Origin of the sequence: Flagellimonas lutimaris (assembly GCF_051494225.1) — a bacterium.
GTDB classification, from domain to species: Bacteria; Bacteroidota; Bacteroidia; order Flavobacteriales; family Flavobacteriaceae; genus Flagellimonas; species Flagellimonas lutimaris_A.
In genome coordinates, this window is record NZ_JBNPYE010000001.1 from 271,208 (window position 1) to 291,266 (window position 20,059).

The 20,059-nt window shown below is 40.5% G+C and carries 20 protein-coding genes; 10 read left to right on the forward strand and 10 right to left on the reverse strand.

Going from position 1 to position 20,059, the window contains the following annotated elements; translation table 11 throughout:
• Window positions 1–170: 170 nt before the first annotated feature.
• Window positions 171–1,514 (reverse strand): adenylosuccinate lyase, encoded by a 1,344-nt coding sequence (gene purB / locus ACQQ5U_RS01175; RefSeq protein WP_437395092.1) that lies wholly within the window; start codon window positions 1,512–1,514, stop codon window positions 171–173.
• Window positions 1,515–1,560: 46 nt separating this feature from the next.
• Entirely contained in the window at window positions 1,561–2,133 is a 573-nt protein-coding gene (locus ACQQ5U_RS01180; protein WP_437395093.1) for a hypothetical protein, read from the reverse strand.
• Between the two features lie 33 nt (window positions 2,134–2,166).
• On the opposite strand from ACQQ5U_RS01180, the gene ACQQ5U_RS01185 reads away from it, so the two are divergent.
• Window positions 2,167–2,619: a heme-binding domain-containing protein gene (locus ACQQ5U_RS01185; protein WP_437395094.1), complete on the forward strand. Its 453-nt coding sequence runs from the start codon at window positions 2,167–2,169 to the stop codon at window positions 2,617–2,619.
• On the opposite strand, the gene ACQQ5U_RS01190 is transcribed toward ACQQ5U_RS01185, so the two are convergent.
• Both ACQQ5U_RS01190 and ACQQ5U_RS01195 read right to left on the reverse strand, forming a co-directional pair.
• Window positions 2,609–3,301: an SIR2 family NAD-dependent protein deacylase gene (locus ACQQ5U_RS01190; protein ID WP_437395095.1), complete on the reverse strand. Its 693-nt coding sequence runs from the start codon at window positions 3,299–3,301 to the stop codon at window positions 2,609–2,611. The two genes, ACQQ5U_RS01185 and ACQQ5U_RS01190, sit on opposite strands and share 11 nt — an antisense overlap.
• A gap of 31 nt (window positions 3,302–3,332) precedes the next feature.
• On the reverse strand, window positions 3,333–5,738 hold the full coding sequence (locus tag ACQQ5U_RS01195) for a penicillin acylase family protein (RefSeq protein WP_437395096.1): 2,406 nt from the start codon (window positions 5,736–5,738) through the stop codon (window positions 3,333–3,335).
• A 317-nt stretch (window positions 5,739–6,055) separates the two neighbouring features.
• Between ACQQ5U_RS01195 and ACQQ5U_RS01200 the strand changes: the two genes are divergently transcribed.
• On the forward strand, window positions 6,056–6,736 hold the full coding sequence (locus ACQQ5U_RS01200) for a hypothetical protein (RefSeq protein ID WP_437395097.1): 681 nt from the start codon (window positions 6,056–6,058) through the stop codon (window positions 6,734–6,736).
• A gap of 123 nt (window positions 6,737–6,859) precedes the next feature.
• On the opposite strand, the gene ACQQ5U_RS01205 is transcribed toward ACQQ5U_RS01200, so the two are convergent.
• A complete protein-coding gene (locus ACQQ5U_RS01205; protein ID WP_437395098.1) occupies window positions 6,860–7,846 on the reverse strand; it encodes a glycoside hydrolase family 43 protein in 987 nt (328 codons plus the stop codon).
• A gap of 89 nt (window positions 7,847–7,935) precedes the next feature.
• Here ACQQ5U_RS01205 and ACQQ5U_RS01210 point away from each other — a divergent pair, with 89 nt between their 5' ends.
• From ACQQ5U_RS01210 to ACQQ5U_RS01220, 3 genes are read left to right on the forward strand one after another with little or no spacing between them, the layout of a single operon-like run.
• Window positions 7,936–8,589 carry a TrmH family RNA methyltransferase gene (locus ACQQ5U_RS01210; RefSeq protein WP_437395099.1) on the forward strand — a complete coding sequence of 218 codons (654 nt, stop codon included), beginning with the start codon at window positions 7,936–7,938 and terminating at the stop codon, window positions 8,587–8,589.
• A gap of 40 nt (window positions 8,590–8,629) precedes the next feature.
• On the forward strand, window positions 8,630–9,154 hold the full coding sequence (locus ACQQ5U_RS01215) for an SRPBCC family protein (protein ID WP_437395100.1): 525 nt from the start codon (window positions 8,630–8,632) through the stop codon (window positions 9,152–9,154).
• A gap of 6 nt (window positions 9,155–9,160) precedes the next feature.
• Window positions 9,161–9,541 (forward strand): VOC family protein, encoded by a 381-nt coding sequence (locus ACQQ5U_RS01220; RefSeq protein ID WP_437395101.1) that lies wholly within the window; start codon window positions 9,161–9,163, stop codon window positions 9,539–9,541.
• A gap of 3 nt (window positions 9,542–9,544) precedes the next feature.
• Here the strand turns inward: ACQQ5U_RS01220 and ACQQ5U_RS01225 are convergent, their stop codons facing one another.
• The 4 genes from ACQQ5U_RS01225 to ACQQ5U_RS01240 all read right to left on the reverse strand — a co-directional run bounded on the left by ACQQ5U_RS01225 (window position 9,545) and on the right by ACQQ5U_RS01240 (window position 14,663).
• Window positions 9,545–11,227, reverse strand: a complete 1,683-nt coding sequence (locus ACQQ5U_RS01225; protein WP_437395102.1) for an alpha-amylase family glycosyl hydrolase — start codon at window positions 11,225–11,227, stop codon at window positions 9,545–9,547.
• Between the two features lie 96 nt (window positions 11,228–11,323).
• On the reverse strand, window positions 11,324–12,106 hold the full coding sequence (locus ACQQ5U_RS01230) for a carboxypeptidase-like regulatory domain-containing protein (RefSeq protein WP_437395103.1): 783 nt from the start codon (window positions 12,104–12,106) through the stop codon (window positions 11,324–11,326).
• 75 nt (window positions 12,107–12,181) lie between these two features.
• Window positions 12,182–13,936, reverse strand: coding sequence for a DEAD/DEAH box helicase (locus ACQQ5U_RS01235; protein WP_437395104.1), 1,755 nt, complete (start codon window positions 13,934–13,936; stop codon window positions 12,182–12,184).
• A 145-nt stretch (window positions 13,937–14,081) separates the two neighbouring features.
• Window positions 14,082–14,663 (reverse strand): non-canonical purine NTP diphosphatase, encoded by a 582-nt coding sequence (locus ACQQ5U_RS01240; RefSeq protein WP_437395105.1) that lies wholly within the window; start codon window positions 14,661–14,663, stop codon window positions 14,082–14,084.
• Between the two features lie 60 nt (window positions 14,664–14,723).
• Here ACQQ5U_RS01240 and ACQQ5U_RS01245 point away from each other — a divergent pair, with 60 nt between their 5' ends.
• Together ACQQ5U_RS01245 and serA are read left to right on the forward strand one after the other, a co-directional pair.
• Window positions 14,724–15,176 carry a methyltransferase family protein gene (locus tag ACQQ5U_RS01245; protein ID WP_437395106.1) on the forward strand — a complete coding sequence of 151 codons (453 nt, stop codon included), beginning with the start codon at window positions 14,724–14,726 and terminating at the stop codon, window positions 15,174–15,176.
• 159 nt (window positions 15,177–15,335) lie between these two features.
• Window positions 15,336–17,228: a phosphoglycerate dehydrogenase gene (serA, locus tag ACQQ5U_RS01250; RefSeq protein WP_437395107.1), complete on the forward strand. Its 1,893-nt coding sequence runs from the start codon at window positions 15,336–15,338 to the stop codon at window positions 17,226–17,228.
• On the opposite strand, the gene rlmH is transcribed toward serA, so the two are convergent.
• Window positions 17,229–17,702, reverse strand: coding sequence for a 23S rRNA (pseudouridine(1915)-N(3))-methyltransferase RlmH (gene rlmH, locus ACQQ5U_RS01255; RefSeq protein ID WP_437395108.1), 474 nt, complete (start codon window positions 17,700–17,702; stop codon window positions 17,229–17,231).
• 92 nt (window positions 17,703–17,794) lie between these two features.
• On the opposite strand from rlmH, the gene nadC reads away from it, so the two are divergent.
• Genes nadC through ACQQ5U_RS01270 form a run of 3 tightly spaced genes read left to right on the forward strand, consistent with a single transcriptional unit; the run spans window position 17,795 to window position 20,057 of the window.
• Window positions 17,795–18,652 (forward strand): carboxylating nicotinate-nucleotide diphosphorylase, encoded by an 858-nt coding sequence (nadC, locus tag ACQQ5U_RS01260; RefSeq protein WP_437395109.1) that lies wholly within the window; start codon window positions 17,795–17,797, stop codon window positions 18,650–18,652.
• Window positions 18,653–19,633, forward strand: coding sequence for a YihY/virulence factor BrkB family protein (locus ACQQ5U_RS01265; protein ID WP_437395110.1), 981 nt, complete (start codon window positions 18,653–18,655; stop codon window positions 19,631–19,633).
• Entirely contained in the window at window positions 19,608–20,057 is a 450-nt protein-coding gene (locus ACQQ5U_RS01270; RefSeq protein WP_437395111.1) for a DUF2147 domain-containing protein, read from the forward strand. Before ACQQ5U_RS01265 ends, ACQQ5U_RS01270 begins: the two co-directional genes overlap by 26 nt.
• Window positions 20,058–20,059 lie beyond the last annotated feature (2 nt).

Genomic DNA, 20,059 nt, shown 5'->3' on the forward strand with positions numbered 1-20,059 from the left:
TATACTTAAGGTTTTCATATGAGATTTCTCAATCAATGCTTTGCATCTCATTTCGAAATCACACGTCTCCTTGTCATTCCGAGCGGAGCGAAGAATCTTGTCATTACACCGGTCAAATTGCGTAATCTAATTGATATAGATTCCTGACATCGCTGGAATGACAAAAAAGATTAAACCCCGGTGTAATTTGCTGGGGTAATTTGTTTCAACTCAGCTTTAATGGTATCAGAAACATCCAAAGTTTCAATAAAATCAGCAATGGATTTTTGGTTGATTTTCTCATTGGTACGTGTCAAACCTTTAAGAGCTTCGTATGGGTTGGGATAACCCTCTCTTCTTAAAATCGTTTGGATGGCTTCGGCAACCACGGCCCAGTTGTCTTCTAAATCCTGTTCAAACTTGGTTTGGTTCAATACCAATTTGTTCAAGCCTTTTAAAGTGGATTGGAACCCAACAATAGTGTGTGCAAATGGAACTCCCACATTTCGTAGTACCGTACTATCTGTAAGGTCGCGTTGCAATCGGGAGATAGGTAATTTGGCGGATAAATGCTCAAAAATAGCGTTGGCCAGACCAAGATTTCCTTCAGAATTCTCAAAATCAATGGGGTTTACTTTGTGCGGCATGGCTGAGGAACCTACTTCACCTTTTTTGATTTTCTGTTTGAAGTAATCCATGGAAACATAAGTCCAAATATCCCTATCCAAGTCAATCAAAATGGTATTGATGCGTTTTAGGCAATCGAACAAAGCGGCCATATGGTCGTAGTGCTCAATTTGGGTAGTGGGGAAAGAGTGGTGCAAACCTAATTTCTCCTGTACAAACTGCTTTCCGAACGCTCTCCAATCGTTGTTTGGATAGGCCACTTTATGGGCGTTGTAATTTCCTGTTGCCCCTCCAAATTTCGAAGCACTGGGAATGTCGTTCAATAAATTGAACTGCTCTTTAAGGCGTTCCACAAAAACATCGATTTCCTTCCCCAAACGGGTAGGGGAAGCAGGCTGTCCGTGCGTTCTGGCCAACATGGGGATGTTTTCCCATTCTTTGGCAAGCTCCTTAAGTTTGTTGAAAACCTCTAGATACGAAGGCACATATACTTCGTTCATGGCTTCTTTTATAGAAAGTGGAATCGCTGTGTTGTTGATATCCTGTGAAGTCAATCCAAAGTGGATAAACTCCTTGTATTTTTGAAGATTTAAGGCATCAAACTTTTGTTTGATGAAGTACTCCACAGCTTTTACATCGTGGTTGGTAGTCTTTTCAATGTCCTTGATTGCCTGTGCATCTTCCGCAGAAAACTCTTGATAGATTTTTTGTAATTCGGGAAACAGTGTGGTATTAAAATCGCTCAATTGTGGCAAAGGAACCTCGCAAAGGGCGATAAAGTATTCAATTTCTACTTGAACACGGTATTTGATCAGTGCCTCTTCCGAAAAATAATCTTTTAAGTTTTCGGTTTTGTTTCTATATCTACCGTCAATCGGCGAAATGGCATTAAGTGGTGTCAACGACATGGTGAGGAAAATTTTGAAAGCATCAAAGATACTTAAACGCTGTGGTTTAGACACCCAATTTGGCCAACTTATCCAGAGTTTTTTTTGCTCTGTTTTTATACCCCGTAGTACCTGTGGCGTAGGAGTCTTCCAATATTTGTTTAAGTTCGGTGTGCACCCAATCAAATTTTAATCCCAAATAGTACAGGCTGGTCATGGAAAAGACCTTTGGAGCCATGTTCATTGGACCAATCAACCAATCAAAACAGGAAGTCATAATTTTCTCCAATTGACCATCGGTAATATTTTGGGTAAAAACCTGGTCTTTTTTCTTGAAATAGGCCTCGCAGACCATTTCACAGACATGTGCGATGGGGCGGATGCAAGATTCCGTCTTTAATTCTGATAGTCGGTTGACAAAGTCTTCAAAAAAGGGGAGGAGGTAAGTAATTTTTTTACGCATCAAATGGTCAAAAGTCCAACTGGCATTGAAGGTTCCCTCTTTATCCTCCAACAACACTTCTTTAAAAAGTATTTGAGCCAATTGGGGTTCTTTCTCTAATTGCTGAACCAGAACATCTATTTGAGGTTTGGATATTCTACCAGAATTAAGTGCAATATGTAATTCTTCTTCAGTCACAAAAATTCAATATATTTACTAAAACCTTGTTTGATGAAAATAGTAAAAAAAATAGCAATTGCCTTGTTGGTCGTATTGATTGGAATGCAGTTTTATCGTCCTGAAAAAAATGTGTCCGAAGGAGATTATGTAACCACTTTTGAAACCGAGACCCAGCCCTCGCCCGAGGTAAAAGAAATTTTAAAAGCGGCCTGTTACGATTGTCATAGTGCCAATACTGAATATCCTTGGTATAATAATATAGCTCCTGTTTCCTATTGGTTGGCAAACCATATTGAAGAAGGAAAAGAACATTTAAATTTTTCCGATTGGGAAAATTATGATGCCAAAAAGAAAGACCACAAGCTCGAAGAGGTTATCGAAGAGGTTAAGGAAGGTGAGATGCCTTTAAATGAGTATACATGGACCCATGCGGATGCGAAATTGTCCGATGAACAAATTAGTGCTCTGTTAGCTTGGGCCGATGAAGCCAGGGCTAACTACTAAAAAGCTGTTCCACTAAAGCAGGAACACCTTTAACTGCTGTTTTTGGGATTACGGTAAGGTTTTCAAAATCCGATGAACGAATATTGGGTCTTGGGTCAATAAAATAAATCGGGGCTTGTTTTGGGGCATAATGTATTAAGCTGGCAGCGGGGTATACTTGCATGGAAGTCCCCACAATAATCAATATTCCGGCTTGTTGTGTTATTTGCGCAGCGGTTTCCAACATGGGAACCATTTCACCAAACCATACAATATGTGGGCGGAGTTGATGCCCATTCTCGTCTACATCACCTAGGATCAAGTCTTTTTTCCATTCCAATACATGGTTTTCGTTTACAGTACTGCGCACTTTGAACAATTCGCCATGCAGATGTACCACATGGGAACTACCTGCTTGTTCATGAAGGTTGTCCACGTTTTGAGTTACTACGCTCACATCAAAATGTTGCTCCAATCGGGCCAAGGCCAAATGGCCTTTGTTGGGGGTGACTTCCAAAAGCTGCCTTCTTCGTTGGTTGTAGAACTCCAACACCAATTCTGGATTACGGGCAAAGCCCTGTGGTGATGCGACCTGCATTACGTCGTGACCTTCCCATAGGCCATTTTCGTCACGAAAGGTTTTTAGGCCACTTTCGGCACTCATGCCGGCTCCAGTAAGGACTACGATTTTTTGTTTGGGCATTTTCTATGATGACATTAATGATTCAAAAATGTTAATTTTTTGAAACCAAAAGTTCTTTATCAACTGTTGTTTCTTCAATTTTATCCCTTGAATAATAAACGGGAAAATATTTGTCATTGGCCCAATCTTCAAACAGATTTTGGTAGAATGGACTCTCCGGGTCGCCGGATTGCCCCGGTGAATTAGTTCCAACCGATTGATCCCAGTCGTTTACGTCAACAATAATCCTGAAGGTAGCACCGGATGTTTGGTTGTCATTGCTTCCGGTTACCCCAGGAGTGTATTGGTTGCCTCCTCTAGGTAATTTGGCGGTGTTCAATTTGGATTGTAATGCTGCATTGACCACTTTGCCCAAGGGATGGACAATCTGCACATGTTTATATTCGGCTTGACCGTATTTCCATGATTCCATACGATCTCCGAATTTTTCGGAAAGATCATTTATGGCAGAAGCAAAAGTTCCCGATAAATAGCGATTTAGTTTATCAGTGGCATTTGGACCAAACTTTTGTTCTGGGTGTAGAATCCATTGCATCAGTTTGCTCATTTGTATGTGTGGAATGACCGATTGTACCTCGGCATCGGGAAAATATTCAAAATAATCATTTATCAATGCCCGTTCCCAAGCTACATATATAGCTGCATTTACAGAGTTTTTGTCCAAAACAAAGTCCCATTCCAATAGCTGTTGTTTTGCTTTTTTCTGCAATTCATCGGTAAAAGCCTGATTTTGTAAAAAAGGGACCAGGGTACTTGCGGGTAATGACAGATAATCTGTTTGTAAAGCCTTCATGTCCTGCATGGTCAATTTTTCTCCTGAGCCGAGTACTTCCTTCAATCTATCTCCTCGGAAGGGATCACTCCACATATATCCAATGGCATCCCATTGGGTGTAATTATCAGGGGTCACATTTTGGTTCGCGGTTGCGATAAAACCGCTGGACGGATTGTAGTCGTTCGGTTTTTGTTTGATGGGCAAATAGCCGTCCCACTCATACCTCCCGTCTCCAGGTACGGGAACCAACCCGCTAAAATTTTTGCGAATGGGGGCTATTCCCACAGCTTGCCAACCAATATTTCCTTCTTTGTCGGCCCAAATCATGTTTTCGCCCGGGATGTTGCTGTAGTTGCATGCATCCCTGAATTCTTCCCAATTTTTGGCCTGATTCATCCTTAAGGAAGCCAGATAAGGGGAGCTGCCGGGTTCCATCCACGCACAGCGAACGGCATAGGCCACATGGTTCACGGAATCAATATAGGTGACCGGTCCATGTCTAGTGTATCTTAGTTCCACCTTTGCATCTTCGCTATTTTTTACAGGAATGGTTTCGTTGATCACTTCCATATCTTCCCAATTGCCTTTGTATTTATATTGATTGTGATTTTCAGGGTTCAAATCATAGACCATCAAATCCTCGCCATCCGTCCTGAAAACTGTTAAGCCCCATGCCCCATATTGATTATGGCCGATTGAAATTCCCGGAATTTCGGGTTCACCTCCGCCAATTACATCCCATCCTGGAGCGGAGAGGTGTGTCCAATAACGAAGGGAGGGTACCGCCAAGGTCCTGTGGGGGTCATTGGCCATATATGCATGACCATTTTCTGTTAATGAAGGACTTGTTACCCAATTATTGCTGCCAATCCACATTTTGTCGGACTCCGTTGGATAGATTTTCAACTCGGAATTTAAGCTCACACTTGGCTGGGCACGATACTCGGGCACGATGTCTCCAGATTCAAATTTTACAGGGGTGCGATAGGCTTGGTACAACTCCAATATGTCATCCGACAATAGTTTTGGGTCAATTGCGGGATCTAAGTCAATTTTGGGTTCTTTTGGATGAAACCAATAGTGTTCCTTTACTTTTTCGGAACCTAATTTGGCAACCGCCCTTCCTATGTCCAATTCGGAAGTAATATTGCCCAACAATCCTTGATGGCGGGAAATGACCACTTCGGGGGTCCATTTTTGCGGTTTTATGCCCAGTGCTTTGAAGGTAACGGGCAACAATTCGGGGTTTTGCAGTACTTCTTCAATATATGCGTTTACCCCATTGGTATAAGCGGTGATGATTTGTTCCCCATCGGGATGGTAGTGCTGCATTTCGGTTTTCATATCGCCTCGGAATTTGAACAACCGGGTGCCAATATCCCGTTTCAATTCCCTTTCTCCCAAAATTTCTGCCACCGTTCCCGTAGCTTGTCTTCTCCATATTTCAAATTGAAAGAGACGGTCTTTTGCAGCATAATATCCTTGGGCAAAAAACAGGTCGTGCTGATTGTTTGCATAAATGTGGTTGATTCCCACCTCGTCCCTTAGCACTTCCACATTATCGGTAAGGCCTTCCAATTGAATTGCACCACTGAACTCTTGTTTTTTGCAGGCGGTTATGAAAAGTAAAAGTGCAAGCAGGAAACTTTGAAATTTTTTCATGGTAAATGAAGTTGAGTTGGTTAATGTGCATTTTTGCGATTACTTATCAATAAGCATGGTAGCTACCTTACCTCACAACTGAACCCGGTGGATGTTAAACCTTACATTATATTAAAGTTTAATGGGTTCTCAGAACTCAATGGTCAACAATTCAAACAGCTTATTTGTAACTAAGATAGGAAATCTAATCCCTCTATGCATTAAACTGTTTAGCCAGTATTTGGTTTTTGAATAATTTGTGTACATTCATTACATATTACCAAGTAAACAAAACGCAGTTGCTGAATTCCTTCCTAAAACCAATCAACCCTCAACCAATGAAAAAAATAATTCTCACTCTATTGTCCGGTCTTTTTGTAATGGTCGGTTTTTCTCAATCCAACAACTTTGACGAAGTCCAAAAGAAAATTCAACACGAAAAGGACAGTACGCTTACCTCCATGTATCGAGCCGATTCCCTAAAGGTGGACAACCAGTTTAAAAGAAAACAGATGATTGCAGAATTTAAGAATGTAGCCACCTATCCTGTCATCGATGCGGGTGCTTTTTCTGGAGTAGTTCCTGTTGAAGATATTACCGAAGTTCCCGACCCAAATTTGGATTATAAACTCTTGTTCGAACTGACTGCGAGCAGAACGGATTCCATTTCGGGTTTAAATGCGGATCTGGTCGAAATTTCACGTATCATCAACTTGCATGTAGCATCGGGTATCCCTGTCGAAAAAATTTACCCAGTTATTGTGGTCCATGCCTCTTCCTTAAACTCTTTTACTACCAATGAGTTTTATAATGGAAAGTTTAAGAAGGACAATCCAAACATTGAACTGATTGAAAAATTGGAAGATTTAGGCGCTACTTATATCGCTTGTGGGCAGGCCATGTTCTTTTTTGATGTGCCCAAAGAAGCACTTCTACCAGTAGTTAAAGTGTCACTGACCGCGCAAACTGTATTATCCTCTTATCAATTGAAAGGGTATGTGAAATTTCGTATGAGATGAAAAGAACCAATTTTCAGCTTCGTTTTGTAAAAATATTCTGTGTCGAACTTTTTGCAAGAAATTGATCATTGGAGGTTAGTCTCTCTAAAGATATAATTCTTATGTTGTTGAGTGATGGGTCTATTAATTGACCCCAACCCCTTCAAACGTCATTTTTACAGGTTTTATAGTGCCATCTGCGTTAAACTCCAACTTGTCCATACACGTAACGCGGTGGTCCCGGTCTTCGTTGGGAATAGGTCTTCGGTGATAAACAATAATCCATTCATCTGTCCCTGGTTTGTTGACGACGGAATGATGGCCGGCCCCGGTAGCAATATCCCCTTCTTTTGACTCTAAAATGATTCCAATTCGGTTATAGGGTCCTGTGGGTTTGTCTGCCATCGCATAAGCGACTTTATAACTGCCATCGGTCCAATTCCCTTCGGACCACATAAAGTAATAAATACCTTTTCTCAGAAACATAAACGGACCTTCTACGTAGCCTTCGGGGGTGATTTCCTTGAATAGGGTACCATCTTCCCAAGACTCAAAACCTGTGAAATTAGCGTTGAGTTTTCCGAGGTTGCAATGGCTCCAACCACCGTAGAAGAAGTAATAGGTTCCATCTGTATCCTTAAAAATAAATTGGTCTATAGGTTGGGCATCGTTATAGAAATCTGAAATTAGTGGTTTGCCCAAATAATCCTCGAAAGGACCACCCGGACTATCGGCCACGGCTACGCCAATTCCACCGTAGTGGTTGATATCGTTATTGGGGTCATAGGAGCTTCTCCCTGGTCGCTGAATGTCGTTTGCTCCGAAAAATAGGTAGTATTTGCTGTCTTTTTCAATAATTGAGGGAGCCCACAAAGCCTGTCGTAACCATTTGATTTTGGTGGTATCCAAAATACGTTCGTGTTTTTTCCAGTGAATAAGGTCTTTGGATGAAAATGCATCAAAATGCAGTTGCCTGTCATAATCATCGGAAAAGGTGGGGTAGACCCAATAGGTGTCTCCAAAAACAATGCCTTCGGGGTCTGCATACCACCCTTCAAAAATTGGATTGTTCTGTGCTCTTTTTGGTTCTTGGGCAATCAAGTAGACTCCAAACAAAGAACAAATTGCCATCAAAAATATTTTGGTTTCCATATAGTCTAGTGTGTACAACATCAATTCATGCCTAAGATAACAATTCCAATTTTTGCTATCTTGGTTTTATGTTTGACTACGATTTGTTGACATACTTGGAAGCTTACCTCACCGACGAGCGAAAACAACGTTTTTTGGAAGTACTTCAAAAACGAACCAAGCATATTACCGTTGCCGTGGAAGATGTATACCAATTGCACAATACTAGCGCCATTATTCGTAGTTGTGATGTTTTTGGGTTGCAGGATCTTCATGTGATAGAAGATCGTTTTGGTAAGCGGTTGGATAAGAACATTGCCATGGGAGCGGAACAATGGGTAGATGTGTATCGCTACCAAAATACCGCCGATTGTCTCTCCAAATTAAAGGATGATGGCTACCAAATAATTGCCACTACACCGCACAACGATTCCAACTTGCTATATGATTTTTTCCCTATGGAGAAATCAGCCCTCTTTTTTGGGACTGAAAAAGAAGGATTGTCAGGAGAGGTAATGCAACAGGCAGATGGATTCCTTAAAATTCCAATGGTCGGTTTTTCGGAAAGCCTTAATGTTTCTGTATCCGCAGCTATTATTATCCAACAAGTGGCACAAAAAGTACGTGATTCAGATATTGAATGGCAATTAACTGATATGGAAGTGCTTGAAAAACGTTTGGATTGGACCAAAAAATCCATAAAGGATGTTGAGGGCATTATAAAAAGGTATAAGGCTGAGTAAAATTTTTGTATTTTTAGTTGTTAATCAATCAATTACGGTTATGATAGTACTATATATTGTTTTGGCCATAGTGGTGCTAATTCTTTTCCTGGCAGCCATTGCCCCAAAAAACTACGATGTTTCACGTTCTATTGAAATCAACCGACCCAAAAGTGTTGTTTTCGATTATCTCAAATCTTTGAAACACCAAGATGAATGGTCGCCTTGGGGAAAAAGAGACCCTAATATGGAAAAGAAGTTTACAGGTACCGATGGAGAGGTGGGTGCCATTAGTTATTGGAAAGGCAACAAAGAGGTTGGAGAAGGGGAGCAAGAAATCACCAGTATTGTGGAAGGCGAACGAATTGAATCCGAGCTTCGGTTTTTAAAACCATTTAGGTCTACTTCGGATGCATATATAGCTACAAAAGAGGTTGAAAAAGAAATGACCAAAGTGGTTTGGGGCTTTTCGGGGAAAAACAAATTTCCAATGAGTATCATGATGCTGTTTATGAACATGGATAAAGCGGTAGGCAAGGATTTTGAAGAAGGTTTGGCCAGTTTAAAGAAAATCTTAGAAAAATAATACAATATGGAAAACAACATGGTAGGCTGGTTCGAGATTCCGGTCACAGATATAAACCGAGCGAAAACATTTTACGAATCGGTTTTTCAAATAGAAATGCAACTTCATGATTTGGGCGGAACCAAAATGGCATGGTTTCCTTGGGCACAAGATAGATCGGGTGCCCCTGGCGGACTTATCGAAAGTAAAGACCACTATCAGCCGAGTGAATCAGCTGGTGTGCTTATTTATTTTTCAAGTGCGGATGTTGGCAACGAACTTGGACGGATTGAAGCTGCGGGAGGTAAGGTAATACAGCCTAAAACACAGATAAGCCCCGAAATTGGCTACATGGCCTTGTTCTTGGATTCCGAAGGCAACCGGATTGCGCTTCATTCCAGAGCTTAAAAACTATTCCATTAATTCTAAAAGGGCAATGTCATAATCGTTATCCAGCAGCACTTTTCCATTGGCCACAGTAACCTCGGTTTCGGAATAAGTGTCATATAATTTGGTACCATCACCAAAAAAGCCTTTTACCCAAAGTGACTTTTTACCTTTTGGTAAATCCAGTCCAACTACAACTTTGTCACGATACTCCCCCTTATCATAGGTTCTGGAGAATACATAGGGTGATTTGGCCAATCTTTTATGCTTTCCGGCACCGACGGCTGGGTGGTTTTTTCGGAACTGTCCTAATTTTTGCCAATGCTTGTGTATTTTCTGTACTTTGGGAACACTGTCCAAATCCTCCCAATTCATAAACGAACGCAGGGTTGCATCGCCTTCAGTACCTTCGATGATTAAGCTTCTGGAGGTTTCATCTCCATAATATACTTGTGAGGCCCCAGGTGTCAACAAAAGTACATTGGCAGTGCGATAGGGTTTTGTTCTGTCTTTGTCATAAGGGGATCCATCATCATGAGAAGTCAAATAGTTGAGTACACTTTTGTCCTTTAGTTTGGTGTGGAGCAGCTTGCTATACTTTTTAAATATGGTCTCATAGCTTTTGTCTGCGTCGCTTTTGAGTTCAAAATTGATAAGACTTTTAAACCCGTGGTCAAAAAAGTCAACTTTTTTGTCGCCAAAATCAAAATCCCTTCCACTGGAAATTCCATAATTATATACCTCTCCAACCATATAAAATGGATTGTCGTCCAGAATTCTATCCTGATGTTTTTTCTTCCATGTTTCAAAGGCATATTCCGCTTCTTTGTGCAAGTCGGCCCAAGCGTTTTCATTGACATGTTTTACTGTATCAACACGGAAACCATCAACCCCTAAATCGTTGATGTAATCTGTGAGCCATTTAATGATGTAATAGCGGGGTGCCCGTGGATATCCGGTGCGTTCAAAAAACAGCTGTAGCTCGTCAAGCTCCTTGCTCAATCGTCCCTCATCTTTCCATTTGGCCAAAAGGGCATCGGGCAATTCCACAGCTTCGTCTGATTCGGTGAGGATGTCCGGTAAATTTTCAACTAGTGTACAAGCGGTGGTGTTCTCGTAGGTGGTGAACTCACATTTTGGACCGGTTCTTACCCAATCGTCTGGCCAAACAGGATCTTTCTCTGTAACGGGTCCGGTATGGTTCAATACTACATCCAAGAGAATACGAATTCCTTTGTCATGAGCGGTTTTTACTAATTTTTCTAAGTCTTTTCGTGTTCCAAAGTTTGGATCAACCGAAGTCCAGTCCTTTGCCCAATACCCATGATAACCATAGGTTTTACCGGTACCCTCGTCAGTTGCTCCGTGAATTTGTTCTACCACCGGAGTAAACCAAATGGCATTGATTCCCAAATCGGTAAAGTAGCCTTCTTCAATTTTTTGGGTAATCCCTTGAATGTCACCTCCTTCAAAACCTCTTAGAACAGCGGTTTCTTCAGTTCTGTCAAAATTAACATCATTTTCGGGGTTTCCGTTGTTAAAACGATCGGTGAGTAAGAAGTAAACATTGGCACCTTCCCAAACAAAAGGGACATCCTTTTTAGATGACTTTTCTTCAACTACCTGGGTCTGTTGCTGCTTTTTTTCAACTTTTTTGCAGCCAATAAATAGGGATAATAATGACAAGGCAACAAGCAGTTTTTTCATGTATTGGGATTTTGTTTAAAGCTATAAAATGTGTAGGTAAATATAAAATTTATTTATAGCGGAATAAGACCATCCCAAAACTTGATTTAGATAGTATTAATTGTTTCTGTTCAGAACCTTGTATTCTTCATAACAGCTGGAGATAGCATCTAAAATCTGAAGATCATTTGCTGTTTTGATAAAGGATTTGGAGTAGTTGCAATTATTAAGGATGTCCTCAATATCCACCTTTTCCAATTGGAGTAGTTCGGTAAGGGTTTCCCGATCAAACTTGGAGGCCAGTAGGTCTCTTATATTATCATCTTCCTTAATCTGACGCAACTTGCGCATCTGTCTTGGTTTTTTACCAAAAAGATTCCGTAAGAGGTCAGCTGGGTTGAGAATGGCTCCCAGTACCTTGGTTACCGCACTTGGGCTTTTGTTTCCGGCCTCATAACTGGTATTAAGACCGGATATACTGTACTGATAGGCGTTGTTTACTGGAAGATTCTTTACATCGATTTCCAAGTAGCCCGTAAGCTGGTATGGTGTTACGATCACTTCTTCGAGTGCATAAGCCAACTCCGTTAGGGCGATTTCCGTATCCCCAAATCGGAACATATCGTTTGTTACCCTTACTTTTTGGGTTTTAAAGCCTAAGTACGAAAAGTAAAGTGTATCATTTACCGCTGCTGAAATAGTAAACTTCCCATTTTGGTTTGTAATGGTACCCTTCACTTGGTTCAGGTTTACCACATGCACACTTTCCAAAGGAAATTCTGTTTGGGCATTGATCACTGTTGCGGTAAACTGCTTTACCTCTTGGTTCTCATCGTCTTCTTCTTGGGAAAAACCGAGTAGTGGGAATAGGGACAGTAGTATAAGTAGTAATCTTCTCATGCAATCTTTGTAGCTATAAAAGTACTAAACAAAGAAAAATAAATAGGAGAGGCTTACCATTTAATATAGAATTAACTAATAAAAGCCTTGCTTTTTCTTACCTCCTTTTTTTCCGTAACCTCCTTTTTTTCCAGCACCTTTATAGGATTTATTTCCTCCGCGGTATCCACCACCTTTTTTACCTCGACGTTTTTTACCTCCTCTTCCGCCTCCACTACCACCAGGACTCTTGGAAACTTCAACATTAATAAAACGTCCGTCTATCTTAAACTCAGTAAATGTTTGGAGAATCAATTCGGTCAGTTGCGCATCGGAATTAAAGAAAGAGAATGTATCCTTGGTGTCCACATTATAAATGTCCTCCTTTTCCAATTTAAGCGTATCTCGAAGGAAATCCTTTAGTGACATCCAATCGTAACCGTCGCGTTCCCCTACGTTAATAAAGTAGCGAACCGAACCATCTGATGGGATATCTCCTTTGGAAATTCCTCTCTCATTACCTGAATCTTGGCTGTTGAGGTCTTTGGATTTACTGTAGTAGTTATAAAACTGGGTAAATTCTACGGAAACAATCTTTTTGATAAGCTCATCACGATCAATACCTTCCAAAACATCATTAATGGCTGGTAGGTAGTCGTCAATCTCCTTATTGATTTTGGTTTCCTTGATCTTATTGGCCAAATGATACAACTGAATCTCGCAGATTTCAATACCATCCGGAATCTGTTTGGACAAGAAGTCTTGTTGAATCTTTTTCTCGATGGCTTTGATTTTCCTAAGCTCGGAGCGAGTGATAATAACCATGGAAATACCGGATTTACCGGCACGTCCGGTACGACCACTTCGGTGAGTGTACGTTTCAATCTCATCGGGCAATTGGTAGTTGATTACGTGTGTAATATCGTCCACGTCAATACCACGGGCGGCAACATCGGTAGCCACCAACATTTGTACCTGTTTCTTTCTAAAGGAGTTCATCACCAAATCACGTTGGTTCTGGCTTAAATCTCCATGTAGTGCTCCTGCATTGTAACCGTCTTCGATAAGCTTTTCAGCCACTCGTTGCGTATCTCTTTTGGTTCTACAGAACACCACGGAAAAGATTCCTGGGTTGGCATCTGCCAAACGCTTAAGCGCTGCATAACGGTCACGACCACCTACCACATAATATTCGTGCTGTACGGTGGATGCACCTGCATTTTTAGATCCAACAGTGATCTCAACAGGATTGTGCATGAACTTTTTGGCAATCGTGGCCACTTCTTTGGGCATGGTTGCAGAAAAAAGCCAGGTCAACTTTTCTTTGGGAGTGTTGGATAGAATGTCTTTAATGTCTTCAAAGAAGCCCATGTTCAACATTTCATCTGCTTCATCCAGAACACAATAATCAATTTTGGAAATATCGACCATTCTTCGGCCGATCATATCCTTCATACGACCTGGAGTGGCAACAACAATCTGCGCCCCTCTTTTTATTTGTCGCGCTTGTTCCGTAATGCTGGCACCACCATAAATGGCGACAACATTAAGTCCTTTTACGTATTTGGAATAGAGTTTTAACTCATTTGTAATCTGTAAACATAACTCTCTTGTAGGGGAGAGGATCAATCCTTGGGTGGTTCTGCTTTCCTCTTGGATTTTTTGAATCATGGGAAATCCAAACGCAGCAGTTTTACCTGTTCCTGTTTGTGCCAAGGCCACCAAATCGGTTTCCTTTTCCAATAAAACGGGGATTGATTTTTCTTGTACTTCTGATGGGGATTCAAATCCGAGGTCGGAAATAGCATCCAATAGGGGTTTGTCCAACCCCAAGGCTTCAAATTTTGTCATAGCGGTGTATATACCTTAAATCGCAAATATGTTTGTGTTGTATAGAGCGATTTTTGTATAACCCATTTAAGCCCATCACAACACCTTGCCCATACCGGCGGCGTTAATAAAGCGGCAAAGGTACATTAATTTTATTCCGCGGGAGTCAAGACCCCTTGTTTTTTAAGAATTCCACCAATTTTTGAATGGCCCTACCTCTATGACTAATGGCATTTTTGGTCTCGGAGGGCAGTTCACCAAAGGTTTTGTTGTATCCGTCGGGCTTAAAAATAGGGTCGTAGCCAAAACCACCAACACCATGTTCATTTTTGGTAATGACACCTTCCACGATGCCTTTAAAGGTGTAACTGTTGCCTTGGAGGTTCAAATGGACCGCAGTTTTAAAGTGGGCATTCCGGTTTGATACTCCCTTCATTTCCAATAACAGTTTTGCCATGTTGTCCTTGGCGTTCTTATTTTCTCCCGCATATCTGGCGGAATATACTCCGGGTTGTCCATCCAAAGCATCCACAAGTAAACCTGTATCGTCCGAAAAACAGTCCAAACCATAGGTTTGAGTTACGTAATCCGCTTTTATTTTGGCGTTTTCTTCTAGAGTGGCTCCGGTCTCGGGAATTTCATCAAAGCACTCAATATCTTTTAAGGATAAGATTTCAAAACCTTCAGGCAGTAACTGCTGAACTTCTTTGAGCTTATGCTCGTTATGGGTGGCAAAAACTAGTTTCAAATCAAAAAGGGTTCTATTTTGAGATTCAAAAGTAGTAATTTCGGACTTTAACCGATTTGTATGAAAATGAAAGTGCCGCCAGCATTGGTGATGATGATTTTTGGAGGATTGATGTATTTGTTGGACAAATATTTGCCTGTAGGGGAATTTGAGTTTTTTGGCAAACGTGTACTTGTTATGTTATTGTTTGGACTAGGAATTCTGGTGATTTTGATATCGGTAATCCAATTTTTTATCACAAAAACTACGGTGGACCCTTTGAATCCAAAGAAAACATCCAATTTGGTAACCAATGGTGTCTATAAATTCACCCGCAACCCTATGTATTTAGGGATGCTTCTTTTTTTGCTGGCCTTTGGTTTAAAGTTGGGCAATGCTTTCAATACGCTTATAGCAGCTGGTTTTGTGTCGTATATGAACCGATTTCAGATTAAACCTGAAGAAAAGGTGCTCAAAGAAACGTTTGGTAAGGAATATAATATCTATCGTAAGCTGACAAGGCGGTGGTTTTAAGAACCCGAAGTTGAAAAACGTACCTTTTTGGGTGCCATTTAAAACAAATCGTAATGGATTTTTGATTTATCCGCAAAAGTGTAAGGTTTTTGACAAGTTCCGATTACAAGGATAGAATTAATGTTTAATTTTATGCCTTAATTTTTTTTGAAGCGATTTATGGTAGAAACAGGACGCAAATATGTGTTCGATTTTGATAGCACGCTCACAAGAGTGGAGGCTTTGGATGTTTTGGCAGAAATGACCCTGCAAAATAATCCGAAAAGGGACGAGATTGTGTCGGAAATCCAAAAAATCACCAACTTGGGGATTGATGGGGATATTTCTTTCACCGAATCCTTGGAACGAAGAATCAAGTTGCTAGAAGCCAATAAAAGCGATTTGGAAGATTTGGTTGTGGAACTGCGTCAAAAGATTTCTAAATCCATTGCTGCCAACAAAGATTTTTTCCATGAGTTCTCGGAACATATCTATGTGATTTCCTGTGGTTTCAAGGAGTTTATCGACCCTATTGTTGAAGAATACAATATTCCCTCCGAGCGTGTTTATGCCAATACCTTCAAGTTTGATGATGAAGGCAATATTATTGGCTTTGACGAAACCAATGTGTTAGCTGCACATAACGGAAAAATAGAATGTTTAAAAAACTTGGATTTGGAAGGCGAAGTTCAAGTTATTGGCGATGGCTACAGCGACTATGTAATGCGCGAGGCCGGTATTGCCCATAAATTTTTTGCCTATACTGAAAATGTGCACCGTGAAAAGGCAGCAGATAATGCCGACCACGTGACACCTAACCTAGATGAATTTTTATTTGTGAACGATTTGCCAAGAAACTTATCATACCCAAAGAACAGAATCAAGATACTTTTACTGGAAAATGTACACCCAGCAGCTTTTGAAAACCTATCCGAAGAAGGTTTTTCGGTAGAGTTGATCAAAACAAGCCTTTCGGAAGAGGAGCTTGTAGAGCGTATTAAAGGAGTGCACGTTTTGGGAATTAGATCCAAGACGCAAGTGACCCAAAAAGTATTGGATGCCGCTGATAAACTATTGGTGGTAGGTGCGTTCTGTATCGGTACTACCCAGATAGACCTAGATTACAGTAAAAAGAAAGGCGTAGTGGTATTCAATGCTCCCTACAGCAACACGCGTTCAGTGGTGGAGCTGGCCATTGGGCAGACCATTATGTTGATGCGTAGCATTTTTCCACGCAGCACGGAGATTCATAACGGTGAATGGAACAAAACAGCCATTGGGTCACAAGAAGTACGCGGAAAAAACTTAGGTATCGTAGGTTACGGGAACATTGGTAAACAAATGTCCGTTTTGGCCGAAGCCATGGGCATGAAGGTCTATTATTATGATGTAAACGACCAATTGGCACTAGGTAATGCGGTAAAATGTGACACTTTGGAGGATTTACTCAATGTTTCCGACGTTGTAACTCTTCATGTAGATGATAATAAAGCCAACAAAAACTTTATCGGAGAGCGTGAAATAAACCAAATGAAGGATGGTGCAAAACTCATCAACCTATCCAGAGGGTTTGTGGTTGATATAAATGCATTGGCCAACGCCCTGAAGAACGGAAAACTAGGTGGTGCAGCCATAGATGTATATCCTTCCGAACCAAGGAGCAATGGTGAATTTGAAACACCATTACAAGGGTTGTCCAATGTGATTCTCACCCCTCATATTGGAGGTAGTACGGAGGAGGCGCAACGAGACATCGCCGATTTTGTTCCTAACAAAATTATGGACTACATCAATTCGGGAAATACAGTAGATGCCGTGAACTTTCCGAATATTAGATTGCCCAAACAAAACAAAGCGCACCGATTCTTGCACATCCACCGAAATGTTCCAGGTATTATGGCTAAAATCAACGAAGTATTGGCACAATACGGACTTAACATTTCAGGACAATTCCTTTCTACAGATAACGAAGTAGGTTATGTAATCACCGATTTGGATAAGGAATACAACAAAGATGTAATCAAGGCCCTCAAGAAAATTGAGAATACCATTAAGTTTAGGGTCCTTTATTAATCATTGATGATGATAGGGTTCGTTCCTGAGAATGGTGAACCCTCTATATATCTGTTCCACAATAAATAGTCGCACCATTTGGTGGGAAAATGTCATTTTGGATAAACTTATCTTTCCAGAGCTTTTAGTATATACAGCATCACTAAAACCATAGGGGCCGCCAATGGCTAGCACAAGGTTTTTGATGCCACTGTTCATCTTTTTCTGCAGGAACTGGGCAAAATCCATAGATGAGTATTGTTTTCCTTTTTCATCAAGTAAAATAAGGGTATCTGTTGGTTGAAGCTGTGCTAAGATGAGTTCACCCTCTTTCTCCTTTTGTTGGGCCTCGGAAAGATTTTTTCTATTTTTTATATCAGGAATAACATCCATTTGAAACTTGATATAATGCTTGAGTCGCTTCTCATAAACGGCTATAAGTTCTTCAAGTTCAGACTTGTCTGTTTTTCCAATGGCTATCAAAGTAATCTGCATGCCCAAAAATAAACGTTTCCGTTTAAATTAAGCATGCCTGTCACGTCGACATGGAACAATGTTTTTACTATTTTCGTTAAAAGCCCAACTGGATGATTTCAGAAGAACAATTTCAAAATGAACTGGATTTGATCATTGCCAACGCTGTAAGGGAGGATGTTGGTGATGGAGACCATAGCTCCTTGGCCTGCATTCCTTCATCAGCGCAAGGAAAGGCAAAACTTCTTGTAAAAGACGAGGGTGCGCTTGCCGGAGTCGATTTCGCAAAAAAGGTGTTCAACTATGTCGACCCCAAATTGGAGATGGAAATCTTGATTGAAGATGGTGAACAAGTCAAATATGGCGACATCGCCTTTTATGTAGAAGGAAGTTCTCAAAGCATATTAAAAGCGGAGCGCTTGGTGCTTAATGCCATGCAACGTATGAGTGCCATAGCCACTAAAACCAAGAGTTTCGTATCAATTTTGGATGGTACGAACACCAAAATATTGGATACACGGAAGACCACCCCTGGGATTAGAGCTCTGGAAAAATGGGCGGTTAAGATTGGTGGAGGAGAAAACCATAGGTTTGCCTTATATGATATGATCATGCTAAAAGACAATCATATTGATTTTGCAGGCGGAATCACCAAAGCCATCCAGAAAACACAGGACTATCTTAAAGAAAAGGGAAAGAATCTTAAAATTATTGTTGAAGCCAGAGATTTGGATGAGGTGGATGAAATATTGAAATCTGAAGGTGTGTATCGCATCCTTTTGGATAATTTTGATTATGATGATACCCGAGAAGCAGTAAAAAGAATAGGAAATAAATGTCTTACCGAATCTTCTGGTGGAATTACTGAAGACACTATTAGAAAATATGCCGAATGTGGTGTGGATTATATATCCTCGGGAGCACTGACACATTCCGTTTATAACATGGATTTAAGTTTAAAAGCCGTTTAAATGTCCGCAGCCATAGAGGAGAAATTAGAAAAAATACCTGTTATCAATTGGTTCTACCGATTGCTAAAAAAGATAAAGCTAAAAGCTTTTGAAGGACTCTCTTTCTATGATTTGATTGAAATGTATTTGGTAGGGATTGTAAAGGGAGCACTTTCCACACGGGCCAGTTCCATTGCCTTCAGTGTTTTTTTGGCATTGTTCCCTTTGCTCATTTTTTTAGTGACCTTGATTCCCTTTATTATTCCCTACGTAAGTGTGGGAAACGAAAATTTTGACGCACAGTTTTTAAGCTTTTTAGAATCCTTTTTGCCTTCGGCAACCAGTGAGTATTTCGGTGATATCTATCAACAGATCAAAAATCAGAAGCAAGGAGGTTTACTGTCCTCTGCATTTATTTTGTCCATTTTTTTGGTGGCCAACGGTGTAAATGCCATTTTCGGCGGATTCGAATATTCCTACCATGTTGAGCTTACCCGAAACTTCTTCCGACAGTATGCCTACGCATTAATGGTTGGTCTTATCCTCTCTGTTTTATTGATTTTGGGAGCTGTTGCCTTTGTGTATTTCGAATTTTACATTGTGGAATATGCCAGTGAATATTTGGGTAAGACCTTGGGCTATGATATTGAAAAGGGAGATGCATTAGGTATCCAAATTGCAAAAGTGCTCTTCTTTTTGTCCCTCTCTTATTTTACTACAGCTATACTTTACTATTTTGGCACGGCAGAAGGAAGAAAAGCCAGGTTTTTTTCTGCCGGGGCACTAATGACCACGCTATTGTTTTTATTAACCTCATATCTTTTCGGAATTTATGTTGAGAAATTTGCTCGCTACAACGAACTTTACGGAGCTTTGGGAGGATTATTGATTTTAATGGTATTTATATGGTTAAATTCCAATATATTATTATTAGGTTTTGAATTGAACGCTACACTAAATTCCTTAAAAAGAAGACATGATAAACAGCAAAACACGAAATAATTGGATTTACTTGATATGTTTTCTTTTCTGTCAGATAACATGGTCACAAACCGTTTTCGGCAAGTGGAAAACTATTGATGATCGTAACGGTATAACTAAAGCCATAATTAATATTTATAAGGAAGATGGTTTAATGCACGCTAAGGTTGTTGAAATTTTAGAGAAAGGAAAAAAAGGGGCTTTATGCACTAAGTGCAAGGGAGAACTAAAAGATAAGCCCATTCTCGGGATGAAGATCATGGAGGGTTTTGAAGAAAACAGCAGGGGCATATACAAAGGAGATAGACTTTTTGACCCAGAGCAGGCAATGACTTTTAAAGGTAGGGTCTGGTTGGATGAGGACAATGAAAACCGATTGAAAGTAAGGGGCTATTTGGCATTTTTGTACAGGACCCAAACTTGGCACAGGGTACTAGAGGATTAGCG